This window comes from Fuerstiella sp., assembly GCA_022447225.1.
In the GTDB taxonomy this organism is placed as follows: domain Bacteria; phylum Planctomycetota; class Planctomycetia; order Planctomycetales; family Planctomycetaceae; genus S139-18.
In genome coordinates this window covers 13,313-30,370 of record JAKVAZ010000016.1, presented here as the reverse complement: position 1 = coordinate 30,370, position 17,058 = coordinate 13,313, and the positions used below count along the sequence as shown (strand labels likewise).

General features: G+C 53.0%; 12 protein-coding genes. 4 read left to right on the top strand and 8 right to left on the bottom strand.

What is annotated here, in order from left to right:
• Positions 1 to 44: 44 nt before the first annotated feature.
• The 3 genes from MK110_17305 to MK110_17295 all read right to left on the bottom strand — a co-directional run bounded on the left by MK110_17305 (position 45) and on the right by MK110_17295 (position 4,851).
• Positions 45 to 698, bottom strand: a complete 654-nt coding sequence (locus MK110_17305) for a methyltransferase domain-containing protein (GenBank protein MCH2213065.1) — start codon at positions 696 to 698, stop codon at positions 45 to 47.
• 89 nt (positions 699 to 787) lie between these two features.
• The gene (fbaA, locus tag MK110_17300) at positions 788 to 1,819 is read right to left on the bottom strand and encodes a class II fructose-bisphosphate aldolase (GenBank protein ID MCH2213064.1); all 1,032 of its coding nucleotides are present in this window, start codon (positions 1,817 to 1,819) and stop codon (positions 788 to 790) included.
• A gap of 227 nt (positions 1,820 to 2,046) precedes the next feature.
• On the bottom strand, positions 2,047 to 4,851 hold the full coding sequence (locus tag MK110_17295) for a hypothetical protein (protein ID MCH2213063.1): 2,805 nt from the start codon (positions 4,849 to 4,851) through the stop codon (positions 2,047 to 2,049).
• 426 nt (positions 4,852 to 5,277) lie between these two features.
• On the opposite strand from MK110_17295, the gene MK110_17290 reads away from it, so the two are divergent.
• Positions 5,278 to 5,571: a transcriptional regulator gene (locus tag MK110_17290; protein ID MCH2213062.1), complete on the top strand. Its 294-nt coding sequence runs from the start codon at positions 5,278 to 5,280 to the stop codon at positions 5,569 to 5,571.
• 34 nt (positions 5,572 to 5,605) lie between these two features.
• On the opposite strand, the gene MK110_17285 is transcribed toward MK110_17290, so the two are convergent.
• Entirely contained in the window at positions 5,606 to 6,061 is a 456-nt protein-coding gene (locus MK110_17285; protein MCH2213061.1) for a PH domain-containing protein, read from the bottom strand.
• 231 nt (positions 6,062 to 6,292) lie between these two features.
• Entirely contained in the window at positions 6,293 to 8,932 is a 2,640-nt protein-coding gene (locus tag MK110_17280; protein MCH2213060.1) for a DUF255 domain-containing protein, read from the bottom strand.
• Positions 8,933 to 9,423: 491 nt separating this feature from the next.
• Between MK110_17280 and MK110_17275 the strand changes: the two genes are divergently transcribed.
• Positions 9,424 to 10,935, top strand: coding sequence for a hypothetical protein (locus MK110_17275; GenBank protein MCH2213059.1), 1,512 nt, complete (start codon positions 9,424 to 9,426; stop codon positions 10,933 to 10,935).
• Here MK110_17275 and MK110_17270 read toward each other — a convergent pair.
• A complete protein-coding gene (locus MK110_17270) occupies positions 10,922 to 13,312 on the bottom strand; it encodes a hypothetical protein (GenBank protein ID MCH2213058.1) in 2,391 nt (796 codons plus the stop codon). The two genes, MK110_17275 and MK110_17270, sit on opposite strands and share 14 nt — an antisense overlap.
• 2 nt (positions 13,313 to 13,314) lie before the next feature.
• Entirely contained in the window at positions 13,315 to 13,731 is a 417-nt protein-coding gene (locus tag MK110_17265; GenBank protein ID MCH2213057.1) for a biopolymer transporter ExbD, read from the bottom strand.
• A gap of 405 nt (positions 13,732 to 14,136) precedes the next feature.
• Between MK110_17265 and MK110_17260 the strand changes: the two genes are divergently transcribed.
• Both MK110_17260 and MK110_17255 read left to right on the top strand, forming a co-directional pair.
• Positions 14,137 to 14,817, top strand: a complete 681-nt coding sequence (locus MK110_17260) for a hypothetical protein (GenBank protein ID MCH2213056.1) — start codon at positions 14,137 to 14,139, stop codon at positions 14,815 to 14,817.
• A gap of 142 nt (positions 14,818 to 14,959) precedes the next feature.
• Positions 14,960 to 15,988 (top strand): hypothetical protein, encoded by a 1,029-nt coding sequence (locus MK110_17255; protein ID MCH2213055.1) that lies wholly within the window; start codon positions 14,960 to 14,962, stop codon positions 15,986 to 15,988.
• A gap of 656 nt (positions 15,989 to 16,644) precedes the next feature.
• On the opposite strand, the gene MK110_17250 is transcribed toward MK110_17255, so the two are convergent.
• Positions 16,645 to 16,968, bottom strand: a complete 324-nt coding sequence (locus MK110_17250; GenBank protein MCH2213054.1) for a hypothetical protein — start codon at positions 16,966 to 16,968, stop codon at positions 16,645 to 16,647.
• Positions 16,969 to 17,058 lie beyond the last annotated feature (90 nt).

Genomic DNA, 17,058 nt, shown 5'->3' with positions numbered 1-17,058 from the left:
ACCTCCCGAATCACAGGTTCAGGCCGGCAGAGCTCAAGGCACGACTAGGTAATGACATTCGCCTGCAGATGCTGCACCCATGCAGGCGGAGTATTCAGAAGCACACTGTCGCGAGCCACTCGATAACGGGAAAAATACGATTCAACGATTCGATGAATCTCGCGAATCCTGTTGCCGCTGACTCCCGGAGAAATCGCTCTGCGAACCGGTCGAATATACATGTATTCGAAGTAACTCAGCATACCGCCAGGCTTCAGTAACCGAAAATAGACTTCCATGATTTCTGCCACCAGCTTTGGCGGAAAATTGTTCAACGGCAGACCGGAGATCACAAAATCGTAATTCCCCTGTGTTTGAAAGTCCTCTAAAGGCACTTCATGAATCGTAGACAGTTCCCGAACGGCCCGCCATGACTTCTCCGATTCGAACCGTTGATTGAGCACATCGACGAATGATTCGTTGACTTCGACCAGGTCAAATGCGTCACCCGGTCGGAGCTTACGAACGATTTGGTTTGTGAAGGCTCCGGTTCCCGGTCCGCATTCCAGCACCCGAACGGGATGTTCCGGTCGAGCAGAAAGAAACCGTGTAATAGCCCTTGCCAGAAAACCGCTGCTGGCAACCAGTGAACCGGTGGTTTCAAACTGTTTCCCGAACTGAGTCAGAAAGACCATCTGATTACGAAGCGACTTGAGCATGCTCTGGCCGGGCCAATATTCAGCTGATAAAAAACCGGCCGCTCGCATTCACGAACGGCCGAACAATTAACGCACATTCACCAAAAACGTCACACTTTTCCAAAGATCGACTGACCGCTGCTGTTCAGATCAGCACAGGCCCGCTGCAGGCGGGCGGCCACACCCGCTTCAGCCAGTTTGAGCGTCGTGCGGGGATCGTAGGCTTTCTTGCTGCCAATCTCTCCGTCGATCATCATCACCTGGTCGTAATTCTTAAGGATGAAATCTGCAACAGGACGAGTGAACGCATACTGCGTATCCGTGTCGATGTTCATCTTCACGACTCCGTAGTCCAGTGTCTCCTTCAACTGAGCACTGGGAGTTCCTGATCCGCCATGAAAGACCAGGTCAAATTCTGCCGCAGCCCCGTATTTTTCAATAACGGCTTTCTGCCCGTCCTTCAGAATCTCAGGCCTTAGTTTCACCGCACCAGGCTTGTAATGTCCGTGAACGTTGCCAAAAGTCGCAGCGAACATAAATCGCCCGAGGCCGTTCAGCGCCTCATAGACCTGGACCATATCTTCGGGCGTTGTGTACAGTTTTTCATCGGCGACATCGGAATGATCGATGCCGTCTTCTTCACCACCAACGACTCCGGCTTCGACTTCCAGAATGATTTCGTTTTCCGCACAAAGCTTCAGCAGCTCAATGCTTTCAGAGATATTCTGATCCAGAGGCAGTTCTGACCCGTCGTACATGTGAGAATTAAACAGATTTCCTCGGCCGGAAGCACGTCGTGCGGCTGTTTCCGCAATCAACGGTTTGAGGAACGAATCGACTTTCTTCGGCTGGCAATGGTCGGTGTGCAACCCAATCAGAATGTCATACTTTTCGGCCAGTCGATGAGCAGCTTCGGCCAGCACAATGACGCCATGAACCGCGTCTTTGACATTCAGTCCCGAGGCAAATTCACCAGCACCCGTGGAGAACTGAATGATGCCGTCCGAACCGGCATCGGCAAATCCCTTCATCCCGGCATTCAACGTCGTAATGGACGTCACATTAATTCCTGGATAGGCATATCCACCCTGTTGAGCGGCATCCAGCATCTTTGCATACTGTTCGGGTGTCGCAATGGGCATATCGTGAACCTGTTCTGTTTTCTCTGTGAGGAATGGCGATTGACAGTATGGCGGCATCTCCTTCGAGGGATTGGCTCGCCCAGTGACAGCAACGGCAGATATCACCTGCCATCTGATCAGTCCGACAGCCTATCGACTGATGATCAACCTGCAAGCTCTGACACAAATCGGGGGCGATCTGCGCCGCAATTCTCATTCAGGCTACGATGAGGCGGCCCCGACTCCTTTTACTCGGGAACCAATGCCGTCCTTGATTTCACATCGCCGCCCCTGGCTCGACCGACGGTGCGCACCACCAGGTTGTCCAGATCCACATGGACTTCAGCGCTGCCCTGCAGACCAAGTGTAAACTGAAGGGGGCCGGAAACCGCGGCCTGGCGGTACATGTGAAATATCCTCCAGTCCGCATCCAGTGCTGGGCGAACAGCAAATTCAGGTCCCAGTTCACTGTCGAAAACCATCAATGGAAATTCCTCAACCGCCGGAATCGCTGATGTACTGAGCCGTACTCGTCCGCGCAACTCAACCAGGTCACCAGCCTCCACAACTACCGGTGGCAGACTGACGAGTGTCGACGGCTGAGTCGAGAGCGGAGCCTGTGTATTCTCGGGCTTCCATGCCGCCAGCTGCAAAAAACCTATGTTGTGATTTGAATCGTCCCGCAGTCGGGAACGCGTCTTATAAACGTTGTCTGTCAGCTCCGGAAAAGTCCACCCCATCTGCTCCATTTCATGGCGACGGTGAAACGGACCCGGTGGCAGGAGATTGTCCGATGGCTGGGCAGAACCAATAGTTGCCATCATTTGCCAGTGTTCAGGTAGCGATGAAAATGCAACGGTGTACGGACTGGCAGTCGGTGTCGGCAGTTGCCTGATTGCAGTTGTCCAGTACAGGTTCTGGGTAGCCCGCAGTGCCCTCAGACACCCCTCTGCTCGTCGATCGGCTTCCTGAAATCGATCATTCTGGAGTGCCGTTTCGGCATACTTCAACATCCTGGCCGCGTTTACCAGCCATTGGGACGCGGAAGGCGGCGCCTGCGGAGCCAATTGATCGATGTTCGCGCACGTCTCGGACACACGCTGATATTTTAGGCGAGCAATTGCACATTTGAGTTCTGCGGCTCGCGGCGCCACCGACTGAACACGGCGACGCATCTCGCCAAAAATTTCAGGATTAGACGATACAAGAATTACTCCAAAGAGATCCAGATCTTTCAGTGTGACAGCAAGTCCGCCTGGCTGAGCGTTTCGAGGCAGTCCTGTCACATCGGTCATCGTAATCTGTGCAGCAGAAGATGTCTCCCGGGCAGTCGCGATGAGACTGGCTTTCCGGGCGTAAAGCTGTCCTGGGACATAATGTGAGGAATCGTCCCATAAGGCCACAATCATCAGCGAACCGTCACGGCCACTGATCACGGCAGCATCCGGTGTTCGCGGAATGGCGGATTTCACCGGGTCGAGTGACACCGGCGATGTGGCGACCACCGACTGAAGTCTCTTTGGTTTTGTTCCGGAACGACTCCGTGAACTGGATCGACCGTCATCAACAGCGATGTATGTCTGCGCCTGCCCAGTCACCAGCCACGACTCCAAAAGCTGGATCTGGAGCGACGAGAGTGCCACCACCAGACCGACTTCTGATTCCTGCAGCTGACCACCACCAAACGGTTGGGTTTTCCAAAATGCAATCGCCCGAACACCGGCCGACAAAGCTGCAATCACCTGCATGGTAATCTGCTCCGGCTCAACGACCAGCGGGTCCAGTCCGACCGCCTGTCTCCATCGTGTCATGGATCCTGGAGACTCCGTCTGAATCCAGGTCCAGGGAAGCGTCATTTGTGAGGCACGACGTGTCTTATGCAGAATGCTGTTTCGAAATCCACCAAATGTCAGACACCGATGAAGTGATGGTACTCCAATACCCACCATATCGATCTGCCGCGATGCCAGACCTTCTGAAGCGGTGACATCAGCCAAAATCGGTCGGCGGAGGAGTCGATCTGAACTGCGCACCAGTCGAGCCCACGCAAGCAGGTGGGGCAGTTGATGTGGAAGAACCCGGTTACCGAGGCAGAAAATGTCAGCTGTTTCCATCTGATGATGCAGAGGCATCAGACCATTCAGCGGGCGACTGAAATCTGCAGGATCAAACCTGGGATGAGGAGGCGTGACAGCAACGATAATGCCAGCTTCTGATAAGTCACGAGGTCTCTCACTCATGTCCTGATTTTGTGTCCAAAGTGTGTTGATCCCCAACTCGCGAATCGTCTGCAATGATTCACCGTGATCCGGCATCATTTGTAGCAATCTGCGTTCCCCGTTCAGAAACACCTGATTGCGCTCGACGCGAAGTCGACCCGTTCTTTTTGCCACTGAGCTCTCCGACGGCAGCTCAATAACGGGATCATCGGAAGAAGATCGAAGCACAATCGGCCCATAACTCACAGGCTCGATGTCAATCACACACGCACCCGTGCTAAACTGAGAAAGCAGGGACACCCTGTCAATATAAAGCCCTTGGGTATCAATTCGGACAGGCGCCAGCCGGGAACGAACACGAAAAATCTCAGCATCAATCTGGGAAGGCGTTCCAACCTTCAGCGACTGCCACTCAGATGCATTCGTTGACCGTTCGCCAAACAGCCAGGTCGTAAGCGGTCCATTGGATTCAGGGTCCCTCTGGCCAGGCAGGACCAGCCGAATTCCCAACCGCAGACCGGCATGAGTCGAATTGACACGTGTCCGAACAAGGAACTCCTCGACCGGAATCATTGCCGGAACACGTGCTTCAATTCGACAATCCTGAAAATCGGCCCCGGACTGAAAACGGAATCGCTGAAACGGTCTTTCTTCTTCCGTCAGCGATATTACGTCTACAAATCGTATTTGATCGCCAACGACAGGTTCATTTTCCCATATTGACGTAGCTTCATCCGCCAGCCCCACTGTTGAAACACAAAAAACAGCGAAAGCAAACACCGGCAAAGACAGGAACGGAATCCGCGGCCAGATCCGTAACAGGAATCGACTCAAAAACATCCGTGACGATCGCAAATGGAGACAGACGTTTGGTGAGAACCGGGTCCGCAGCAGCGTGCCAGCCCCGGAAACACTTGGTGTCAGCCTACTGAATTCACTGGTTTTCGCCGAGAGCAGTCCTGCAAACATTTGAGGGATCCGAGTCCAGCCGGCCTAACCCGCCTGTTTTCGGCTAAATTCCGAACCAATCACCGTTAACGGCTCAGGTTCTCGCGACCGATGCCGGTCTGGAGACTGACAATGGGTTTTGCGCAGATTGTGCCGTTTGTCCCGTGATTCTGCATTGAACTGGAGGATGTCACTTCAGAAAGTCTTTGAAAGTCGCTTGTCTGGTCCTGCAAAATACGTTGCAAAGTGACAGTTCCTGTCGCTCTCCGGAATTCCCTCAACCGGACGAAATCAAAAAGCAGGACATCGGCAATGACGAATCAAAAACGGATCCCTCATGATCATGCGGATCAGTTGCCGGCAGAGCTGATTGAGCTGCGGCAGTTGGTTGACAGGACCAAACTGAATGACCGCCGTGAGATTGACATCGCATTCAAACGAGTCGCTGAATCGGTGCAACGCAGGCGGCGGATACTGAACCTGGTCCAGGAGGCCCTGGCACAACTCCGTCTGGAGTTAAAATTCCTGTTGTTTGATCTTGAAATCACGCGAAAAGAACGTGACGAACTTCGAACACAGATCGAAGAAGATGATCCCGGGTTTTGATGTGAAACGCAGGAACTCGGGTATCAAATCCGGCTTAGCCGCGTGCCTCAATTGTCTCCATCGCTGACTGCACCAACCGCCGGGATTCGGCTGTCCGCTGAATTGCGTTACTGAACGACAGAGCATCCGGAACACCACGCAGCCGCTGAATAATTTCGCCGGAAGCATTGCGCACCAATATGTCCCCGGCTTTAAAAAATTTCTGGCCGGGGGCCTGCGTAACTTCGGCGTCAGCGACCTGAGACAAATCCACCGATGACACACAGCGTCCTGAACGAGCGGCCCAAATCTGCAGGGACCGATTCGTGAGCACAAAAGACTCACCTGCAAGTCGCTGCAGAGCGTAGAGCCCAATGGCAAGCGGTGCTGTCGGCAATGCAAACAGCAAATGAGAAACCGTCAGTCCAAACACGCGTACCGGGATGCAGTCATAGAAAGTGCCAAGAGCCTGCCCCGGCATTCCCGCTGCAATAGAGGGATGTTCTGTCATCACGATAGATTCAGAACGGGGACTAACCCCTGCAATTGGCTGAACCGACATGGTGAGCTGCACAAATCCAAGTAATAAAACGGGTAACAACTGCCCCCCTAAATTATCAGGCAGGAGGCTCCAGTGCTACTGACCAAAGCATTCGGTCAGTCTGTTTCGCGGGAACGGGAAGCTGGCCGGTGACTGAACACACTCTAAAAAACGAAGAATTCTTCCCGGTGAAACAAAAGACTATTCCTTCTCATCACGAAACGACCGGTCTTTGTTTGCCTGTGGAAATCTGTTTCGATGAATCGTTTTGATATCATCTCCGGGATCGGCCAGAGCCAGGGTTCCGGTCATGACCTCGGTCACAGGCTTCTCACACTGTCGGTCATTGCAGGCCTGATACCGAATATGAAACTTAAGCGTCGTTTTATCGCGACGTTCACTCGCGTCCGTTTCCAGCAGACAATAAATCATCACTTTACCGTCGTAGACATGATAGGGCTCCGGTTCATCCTTGATCCTGTGCAGCTTGTGTTTGGGATATTTGATTCGAGTGATCCTGACTTTGGCCTTTGGATTCGTCCGGAGGGTGACTTCTGTTGGAATCAGGAAGTCCGGACTTGGCCTGCTGGCATTGATATGCCAGCCCTTCTGAACATTGAGCTCGATCGCAACCGGACACACTTCTCCGCGCGGCAGCTTGTTATAAAGCGGATAGATTTTTGCTGTCACTCGTTTAGGAGCCTTTGACTTCCTCGTCGGTTCCGGAATCAGCACCGGACGGAACACAGTCTGAGACTCCACGGCAGTTTCGTCACCTGACACAGCCTTCACGGGCAGAAAACGACGGTCCAGATTCCGTACCACCAGAGGCAATTGTTCTTCCAGCCGTCGGTCAATGTCCGCTGCAGCGCGTTTCTCATCACCAATCAGCCATTCATGAACGGCCAGAGCCAGTCCACTGCAGGACGATGGTGATTTCTCAATGACCGGGACGAATCTCAACAGCGTCTGCTGTACTCGTTCTGTCAATTGCTGCGAGCCGTCGGAGAGACGCATCAGATTACGAATCGCTACGCTGTTGCCCGAAGGAAATACGGAATCAAAGGGAGAACTGGTCCGGGCAATCAGACGCTGCTGATCATAAGCGGTAAAATAGAAGAGACACTTAGCGTCATCATAAAACAGATCCAGCTGCCGCTGATTCAGTTCCCTGGCAGATTGCAGCCATATTTCGTCGCCGGTGGTATCATGCAAAGTGATTAGTGCTGAGACCAGATAAGCATAATCATCGAGATACGCAGCATGATTCGCTTCACCGTTTCGGAATGAACGAAGCAGACTGCCGTCTTCCTGCAGCAGGTTCTGCAGTAAAAAACGGGCCGCCCGTTCAGCTGCGGCAATATCGGAAGGACGATCCAGCTGATGGCCGCTGATGGCCAGTGAGCGGATCATCATCGCATTCCATGCTGTCAGTATCTTGTCGTCCAGCAGTGGACGTTCACGTTTGTTGCGCGCATTGAGCAGCGATTTTCGAATTGAAGACAGTCTGGCTTTCAGTTGCGCAACGGGAATTTTCAGTTTACGGCTTAACTCGTCCGGTGTTAACGGAAGATGCAGTATGTGCCCATGTTCAAATGAACCGGAACGACCGGCTCCGTATGCTGTCCTGAACAGCATCGCATCACTCGCTGACAGTAACTGATCGATCTCCAGTTGATTCCAGACATAGTATTCGCCTTCAACCCCGTTCGTTTCGGCATCGAGCGCTGAACAAAACGCGCCTTCCGGTGTCATCAGTTCGTCGCAGACGAAGTCAGCGATTTCAGCTGCCACTTCTTTGAAGAACGAATCTCCTGTCACCCGACCGGCAATGACATAACCCTCCAGTAACTGCGCCTGGTCATAGAGCATTTTTTCAAAATGAGGAATAAGCCAACGGCGATCAGTACTGTACCGATGGAATCCCCCGGCCAGATGATCACGTATTCCGCCGTATGCCATTTGTGAAAACGAATGCCGTACAATGTTTAACAGCCGTTCCGTCGACTCGGCGGGCCAGTCTTCCAAGACTCCAGGCTGCTCAATCACTGACATCAACAACAGCAGTCTTGGCACATTCGGAAAACGGGGTCCCTGCACGTTACCGTCGCGCAGGTCCACTCCACCCCATTCAGAGTCATACAGTGCCTCCACAGCTGTCACCGCTGTCTGAACAACCGAAGAATCAACACTCGATGCCTTTGAGACAGCAGGCATTGACAGCCGGCGGACTTCGCGCGAGATCAACCGGGATGTCCGTTCAACGTTTTCACGCTGTTCCGTCCATGCCGCCAGCATACGTGTTGCAGCTGTGAGGAATCCGGTGCGACCGTTGGGTTGATCTTCCGGAGGCAGGTAGGTTGCACCAACGACCGGATCCCCCGCAGGAGTCAGAAACAGTGAAAGCGGCCAGCCACCGCCGGCGCGGTTACCACTTAGCTGTTGGTAGACCAGCAGGCTCGTCATGTAGATCTCGTCAATATCCGGACGTTCTTCACGATCGACCTTGATGCAGATGAAATGATCATTCAGGTACTTTGCAATTCTTTTGTCACTGAAAACTTTTCGTTCCATCACATGGCACCAGTAACAACTGCTGTAGCCAACAGACAGAAAGATGAGTTTGTCTTCTGTCTTTGCCTTCTCAAGAGCCTCCGGCCCCCAGGGATACCAGTCCACAGGATTATGAGCGTGAAGCAGCAAATACGGACTGTTCTCCTGGGCCAGGCGGTTGGGCATAGTCAGCAACTCGTCCGCCACCGCACCAGGACCGGTCCGGATAATCAACCCCATCATGCAAATGGTGCACGTGAACCACGCTGCATTCTGTAATTTTTTCATTGCACATCTCACGTCGCGAGAAGAAGGGGCGAAGCTGGAAGCAACAGACAAACGAAAAAGTTAAATAAAAAACTGCTGCTCAGCGCTGCATCGCGAAAATCGGTGATCGGTCACATCATGTGGTGCGGCAAAAATCGAGATTGAGCCATCATCATTTTCTGCCAGAGATCTCGACCCGACAAGGATCAGTACAGCATTTACCGCACGAAAAGCATCTGGCATGCCAAATTAACCGATTTACTCACATTCCTGACTCTGTGAGGCTCTGCATCACTGCCCGAAAGTCTCATCCGATCCACCGTCAGCACTGTCAGGATTGAATTGCTTCAACCTGTATCGCAGGTTAGGCCGATGGAAATGACAGCGATGGGGGCGTTCCCGCGTCCAGGGGATGCATTCTGCGCAGAAAACACGGATCCGACAAACGGGTATTCAGCTGCACATTGCTCTACAGACGGTTCGAAGCGCGCACAATCACCGGAAACTGTCCTATGGCGTCAAATGTCCTCTACCCTTTGTCAAGTGGTTATCGGATCGACCCGCAGCTTGGCCTGGTTTACGACGCAGTTCCCCGCGTCTCAGACGATCTTACAGTCATTCCGGCAATTGGCCCCCGCCAGGCAGCCGGTCTCAATCGCCTGGGAGTCTATTTCATTGAACAGGTGGCAACCTGGACAGATTCCCAGACTGCCGCCGTCAGCGATGCACTCAGTGTACCAGTATCGACGACCGTCCGGGACTGCTGGAGGACTCAGGCCCGGACGGTCCTGAGAGCCAACGACGAACTGAATTCAACAACAACACCCGGAGATTCAACCATTCAGCCAAGTCCGTCTCCTCCTCTTCCCGCATCAGGCTCCCGAACTGTCACCGTACTGTTGTGTGCGTTGTTGATCGGTTGCTTCTTTGTGTGGTCGCTCAATAGACACACCACTCCAGCAATAACCGGAATTCTGGCTGCAGACATTACAATCTTGCGAGTCCCGTCCGATTCTCGTTTGCTCAGCTCACACGTTACGGCAGGAGATGAAGTGTTTACCGGCGAGATTCTGCTCACCGTGGAAGAATCGGAGCCCGGGGAACAGATTGATCAACAGCGTCAGCACGTGCAAAAGCTTGATGAGGAGCTGCAAAGAGCAAAAACGAAAGCCACGCTGGAACTGGAGTGGAGAATCGAGCAACTGGATCTGGATGTGCTGGAATCAAAACGTCGTGCACAATTCTTCAGGGAATTCTATCCGTCGCCGACAGGCCACCAGCCGGCAGTCACAATCGACTATGACACATGGTTACCGCTCCAGGTCTGCACTGTGTCAAAGTCAAATCCGGGCAGTGTTATCTCATACCCTAAAGATCCACTGCTGTTCATCAACGGGATCACCGGAACCACGACGCTGAATTCACTGTCAGCGGATTCGCTACAGGGGTTGAGATCCAAACATCCGACCCCGGCCGACACAAATGTCGATTTATTTCAGCTGGAAGTTCAGAATCTCGAAGCACGTATAGAACAACTGACACGACGACGCTCTCATCTGCCAGCTCAGATCAATCGAGCCACGGGAGTTGAACTTCTGCAGTCAGAATTTGATGCAGCGAAAAAACGATATACTCAGATGAAAAATCTAAGCCGCAACACCAATGTACTTTGCCCGAACTATGGCAGGATTACCCAACTGCAGTTTCGGGAAGGAGACAACATGCGGCGTGGAGATGTGATGCTGAAAATCGTCCACACCGATCGTCCCTACATCATTCTCAAAGCTCCCGTCGAATCCATCAACAAACTGGTCCCGAACACACAGTTGACCGTTTTATTCCCTGGTCATGATCCGTGCCAGGGAATCGTGACGGAAGTCCCCGCAGTCACCGCCAGACAAATGTCCGACGGAGGCGATGTCGCGTCCGTACGAGTAGAACCGACCGGACGAAAGTGGCCCCGTCCGGCAGTCGGTACCAGAGTGGATATTCTGACTCAGCGAGAAACGATCAGCGTTCACTGACTTCGTTGAGCTGATAGAGCGGCAGCAGTCGGTAATAGACTTCAAGTGTCAGTGTCGCCAGCGCCGTAGCGTACAACCGGCCACCGTAACGTCCCCACGGCCCCCTGGGATCCCAGCTTCCGGCATTTTTCCCGCTTGACACCTGCTGTCGAACTAAGATGTCGCGTACCGCAGTGTTCCACTGCTCCCATGGTTTTCCACCGTATTGGTACATAGCCAGCGTACCGTAATACCAGTAATACATGTTCAGCTCAGACAACCGCGGGAGGTTGCTCAGCAGGTAGCGTACTGACTCCCGATTCTTTGCGGTATTCCGCCTGAATCCCAGCATTTCCTGGCAAAATAATGCCTCCGCAGTCATCGCCGGGGTAACCGCTTCATCACCACGGTAACTGAAAAGACCGCCGCGTTCGCCCTTGCGAACACCGTTAATGAAGTCCAGCATGCGTTCACGTACCGTATTGGGAACAGGGACATCGGCAATCTCAGCACTCCGAAGTGCCATCACCTGCCAGCCAAACATACTGACGTCACCTTCCTGTTCTTTGGTGTAACGCCAGCCACCTCCGGTGTGCTGCTGACGAACCGTATATCGAACAGCCTTCGATAATGCGGATCGCAGTCTTACCTGATGAACCCGGCGGATCCTCCAGGCATGAGAATCCGTCTGCACAGCCACAGCCGCTGTCCAGGTCGTACCGTAAACGGCCGGCGAAAGTCCCATTGAAGAAGCGGATGCCGCAGCAGAGACAAGAATCGGCCCCGGAGCCAGCAGATCCGGATCAATCACCGGATTCATTACGGATTCCTTTTGCATTCCGAGAGCTTCGGCGATGGCATATGTGGCCATCGCGTGACAGTACATTCGGGCATAACGTCGCGCGTTACCGGCCAGGCTCCCGTTCTCTTCCTGCCGGCTGACCAACCAGTCCAGAGCACGATCAACCTGGACGGCATAGCGACCATCTTCATGTGTATAACCGGCACCAAGAAACGCCAGTGTGACTAATGCTGTGATACCCGCATCAGCGTCACGTCCGGAAAAATTACGATTCACACCCCGGTCATCCACTTCGACCTGGCCGGCCCCCCAGGCATCTGCATCCCATCTGCCATCGGATGACTGGATGCTCGCCAGCCAGCTGAGACTGCGTTCGACGGTCGCTTCGGACTGTTCCGTACCGCCAAACTTTCTGACCGCTTCCCGTCGGTACTCCCGACTTCGCAGGCGGTATGCATCAGGCTGACTCTCGGACTGCCGGGTTCGACTGACGGCCCTTTCAACCATCTCCGCAGCTGATCGACGTGTATCAGTCACGACAGGAGGTACCGGGGACACACGAATGTCTTCGTAACCGGGCGACAGTGGAATCCGAGTCGACGAATTTTTCAACGGAATACGAGACGGCCTGGTGTCCAGCGAACTGCCACGTTTTGCGAGATGGCGTGGCGGTAACCGACGTTCAAACAAAGGCGGCAGTCGGGTATCCCCAGTACGAACTGCAGGATCGGTAGCAAACGTCTCTGCAGGTTCGCTTCCTGCTAATGGTGCCGACCGATTCTCCAGGACTTTCTCCGGTTCCAGAGGCGTCAGCTGAACGGCTTCCGATGAGTCCGCAGTCGCCACGTCAATCGTGGCCTCTTTCATATTGACCCGAGTATCAACTCTGCCTGCTCGCCCCCCTTTCGACATACGGTCCACCGCCCGTTCCTCAGTGATCAGACTCCCTGAGTGCGGCAGGATACGTGTTTTCTCCACCTGAAAGGCATCCCGTTCGTTGCGTTCAAATTTGGTATCAATCTCTTCCCCGGGATCTGTTGCTGAAACTTCTACGGGCTCTGTCAGCCCGTTGTCCGCCAGACTTACCGGTTCCGGCTCCGCATATTCAGCAAACTCACTGACATCCGGCAGAACAATTTCCTGACGCTCCGGCTGCTCCCGCTGACGATCAAACTCTTCACGAGGTTCAACCGGTCGATCAGAACTTGTCAGCCGCTCAGAGTCGATTTCAGGACGGCTGGGCTGGTCAGGTGCAGCAGTGCCACCTGATTGATTCATCACAATCCCATCATCAGTCTGCAACAGGACTTCTGTGACGACTTCATGCAACTCGCGGGACTCTGCTGGCACACGATGATAATCTGCGTGCAGCGGTTCGAAGACCTGAAGTCCCAGAATACAGACAGAGTGAACGAGCAAAGATCCTGCCAGTGACTTAAATGCAATATGTCGATCGCCCCATCGGGTAATCAGCATTGTAAACACATGCGTTACAGATGCTGCCATCGTCAGTAACAGCATCACGACCACAATATCGTCACCGGTCAGTGGGCTTCCGTGCCAGATTTTATCAATCACCAGCCGGATCGCTGTCATTGTCAATCACCCTGGACCGGCTTGTAGGGAAGTGAAATTCCAGTGATTTGCGCCTGATGGCAGGTATCCATCGCATCGATGATGGACTGGTACGCTGCTTCGCGGTCACCCCGGATCATTACAACCTGCTGCGCGTAGTTTTCTTTGGCAGCCTTCAGTCGCTCCAGCAACCGGGACCGTGTCAACTCTTTGTTGTCGATCGACATCCGGCCGCTGCGAGTCACCGTCACTACAATGGGATCAGGCGCCCGCGACATTGGTGCAACATGAGTGGCAACAACCGGGTCGATTTCAAACTGATGCTCAATTTCACTGAATTTTGTTCCCACCATAAAAAAAATGATGAGCAAAAATACGATGTCAATCATCGGCGTGAGATTGAGACTCGGTTCTTCAAGTGACTGGGTTCGTAACGTCATGACAAAAGATCGGCCGCCAGGAAAGCTCCTGCGTCATGGAGTTGGGCAAACGCAAGGTCTGATCAATCCCAAGACACCCCACAAACGGCCGAAAAGCTGATCCTCAAATCCTATGTTGATGCACCCGGTATTAAGACCCCGGTATTGTTGCGGTGGCAACGATTTTAGCGATCCGATCAACAGTGCCGGAGCTGCCGGAGCCGGTAAACCCTGGCTGAATTCTATTTTCGGCGTCAATTTGGTGTCGACCCCAATGAAATGCCGGACTCGACTAATTCCGACGAATCTCGCCGGATCTGCATGCTAGTGTTTTCACAAAGTACCCGTTGCTCCTGCCGGAAACTCCCTGACAGGCAACGGACATACGAAGTCGTGTCGGCAGAACATTGAATTGGTGAGGTCCAGATGGGCTTTCTGAAGAATTTTCTAAAATCCACCTGGCGTGAGACCTCTCCCCAGGGAATCAGCAGCTTTCAAAATGTCTCGGAACAAGCGTTGAACGCTCATATGGATGTCGCGCGCTATGGCGATTTCACACTCACAGACGCAGTTCGACCGGCTTACTCACTGGATGTGGTCCCCCAAAACGGTTACCGCCACGAATGGTACGTCGACCAAAACTCCGGAGCACGTATTCCGGTCGTAATGGCGTCTGTGTCTCGAGAACGGCTGTTTGATACGTTTCTCGGATTACTGGACCCGCTGGGGGAATTCGTCGATGTGGTTCTGGAAACAAGCCACACCGGTAATAACAGCAGCCATACAGATCTCTATCGCGAACACATCGATCTCTCGGTACTGCAGAGTATCCTTTACGACTTCGAAGACATGCTGCTCGACGATGGTTGCTGCGGCATTGCCGTTCTCAATCCTCGCAAGCCAATGGAAGTTCAGCTGGACGAACACAAACTGCTGTTTGTCTACGGCCACGATAACAGTGAATACAAGACGGCACTGGAGCACAATGGAGTGACTACGAATGAGGATCTCCGATTCATCACTGAAGCTGAACATGTTCATTCCTCCAGTGATGAATTCCAGGAACGCTTTGAACAATTGTGCTATCACCTGGGGATTGATGACTGAATCACATCCCCGCAGATCGTCAGGAAACGATTCCTGACAGAAGTGTTTTCGCGAGAACTCACAATCATTTAAGAGATTGAATTATTGTGAATTCACGACGGAAACAGATAAGGCCCCCCGATCTTATCATGGAACAAACGTAATGATTCAGTCCTTACGGATGATTTCGTTGTGGCAGCACTCCTGGACGAGTGTTCTGTCAGTAAGTTTCGTTTTAGCCGGATGCACAACGCCAACCGAGCTCCCGGTCAATCCGGTCACTCGGTCATATAGCGGATCCGATGATGGCTCAGCACATCGGGATTTCCGAGATCCCTTCCGGCAGCCGCAGACCACCGGTCTCAAAGTCGACCGCAGGAACACAAGCCCGCCTTACTTTACGTGGGACATTGCGACAACAACCGCGTCCGGAGAACCACTGCAGATCACATCAGTCGGCGATGGCGGGTTTCGTTCACTGGTTGTGGGCAGTATCGGTGGAGATGACCGGGCTGCCGTAAAACTCACAGAAGAACTTGCACGTTATGTCCATCGCAACCGACTCATCGTAGGCGGAGTCAGCACAACGATCCTGAGGACCCTCAATCCTGATGGCATGAAACTTGGAGGATATGAAAATTCCAACGGAATTTATCTCAACCGAAAGTTCCCTGAGAGTAGTCTGAGGCGATCGTCCACAGAGTTCCGTCGGCTTCCCAAGGAGATTCAGTTTTTAATCAACCTGGTTGATGATCATCGTCCGCAGCGAATCATTCATCTCCGTACCGTTCGAGGATCTCGTGGAATGCTGGCGGCTAGCTATGGTGCAGAAAATTCAGGCCGTGAAGTCGCAGAATGGCTGGATTTCAAGGTGCGTCATCTCCCGGAAGATGTCAGCGACGGCACTCTGGAATTCTGGGCAGCACATCGAACCGACTGCGAAGTGATCACGATTGGTATCCCGCGTCATACGAAATCAGACGAGGTCTGGTCACTGTATGGTGATGCGGTTCTCAGCATGTTGCTGGAAGGCAATTCAGCTCGTCGGCGTATGGTGCGAACACAACCCCCAAGTCACTGGACACAGCGGCAGTATGACACCAGCCACCACATATTTCCCGGAAGGGTGCGAGAGAATTCGTTTAACGACTACGACGTTGCGCCCGGATTCACCAGGCGGATGTTCGATTAACGACAATTGCGACCCAAACCGACTCCGCCGGCCTGGTAACAACAGCTTTCGTTTGTTCGCAACCGCCCCCGGCCCCCGCATGAAAGCCTGTGGATCACTTCTCCTGTGAGCCGACATCCGTTTTTTTCAATGACCACAGGAATCCTTCAGTCCGCAATCGGCTTACCTGCGACGGAATTATTTCATCATGATTCTGCTGTTCTGCGATCTGTAGCCACGGTAGTCAAACACGGCATCACCAAATCACATCGGTGACTGGCAGCAATCAGGAAATCTGACAGTTGACTCCGCTGTCTCAAGCGGCGCAATTCCGGCGTCCGGAACTCCGATGAGCACCACTGCACCGTATCGCGCTGGATTAAAAACTGCGATCAGATAGCCCGTGTCAAAGAATAATGATCAATACGGTGCACTGCCAAAGGAAAATTTGGTGTGGGCATTTGACCAAACTGTGCACAGCAGGCAGCGGTATCGGCAGGACGATGAAAACAGCGCGTCCCCTGCCGAAGAACAGCAATAGGCACACACCACCGGACCATAAGGATTAACGGATCTCAAAAACCACGGCAGTGAGAATTTAGCACCGGACATAAAAAACGGGGCATGAGTTCAGCCATACCGAACCCATGCCCCGTCGGATGATTTTCTTAGAGCCCTCAGGCCAGTTCGAACTCCTCTTCCGGGGCGGTTGGAGCAGACGTTGACAAATCATCGTCTACGATCAGATTCCCAACACTGCCGGGGCCATGGTCATAACAGTCATCGTTATGCCACAACGGGAGACCTGCTGCATAGCGAGCAGCCAGCATCATAACTTTTTCTTCAGAACCTGGCTTTGCAGCCGTTGGTGCGGACGGATCCACTCCCAGTGACTTCAGCTCCTCCTCAAATCCAATGTCCAAATCACTCAGAAATTCATAACCCTCGATACCTGCGAGCGAATCCAAGGCAACATCTGCATCGACGAACGACAACGACATTCACTGCCTCCAAAGCATGCGAGATCACTGTTAAAATTGCCTCCATTCCTTTGGTAACATTCCGAACCACCAGCGGAGCATCCTATTCCT

Bases quoted from the DNA above. Each gene is read 5' to 3' on its own strand.
- MK110_17270 (MCH2213058.1), bottom strand. From the start codon at position 13,312: ATGACAGCGATCCGGCTGGTGATTGATAAAATCTGGCACGGAAGCCCA.
- MK110_17280 (MCH2213060.1), bottom strand. From the start codon at position 8,932: ATGAAAAAATTACAGAATGCAGCGTGGTTCACGTGCACCATTTGCATG.
- MK110_17260 (MCH2213056.1), top strand. From the start codon at position 14,137: ATGGGCTTTCTGAAGAATTTTCTAAAATCCACCTGGCGTGAGACCTCT.
- MK110_17265 (MCH2213057.1), bottom strand. From the start codon at position 13,731: ATGACGTTACGAACCCAGTCACTTGAAGAACCGAGTCTCAATCTCACG.
- MK110_17290 (MCH2213062.1), top strand. From the start codon at position 5,278: ATGACGAATCAAAAACGGATCCCTCATGATCATGCGGATCAGTTGCCG.
- MK110_17255 (MCH2213055.1), top strand. From the start codon at position 14,960: ATGATTCAGTCCTTACGGATGATTTCGTTGTGGCAGCACTCCTGGACG.
- MK110_17275 (MCH2213059.1), top strand. From the start codon at position 9,424: ATGGCGTCAAATGTCCTCTACCCTTTGTCAAGTGGTTATCGGATCGAC.
- MK110_17250 (MCH2213054.1), bottom strand. From the start codon at position 16,968: ATGTCGTTGTCGTTCGTCGATGCAGATGTTGCCTTGGATTCGCTCGCA.
- MK110_17285 (MCH2213061.1), bottom strand. From the start codon at position 6,061: ATGACAGAACATCCCTCTATTGCAGCGGGAATGCCGGGGCAGGCTCTT.
- MK110_17305 (MCH2213065.1), bottom strand. From the start codon at position 698: ATGCTCAAGTCGCTTCGTAATCAGATGGTCTTTCTGACTCAGTTCGGG.
- fbaA (MCH2213064.1), bottom strand. From the start codon at position 1,819: ATGCCCATTGCGACACCCGAACAGTATGCAAAGATGCTGGATGCCGCT.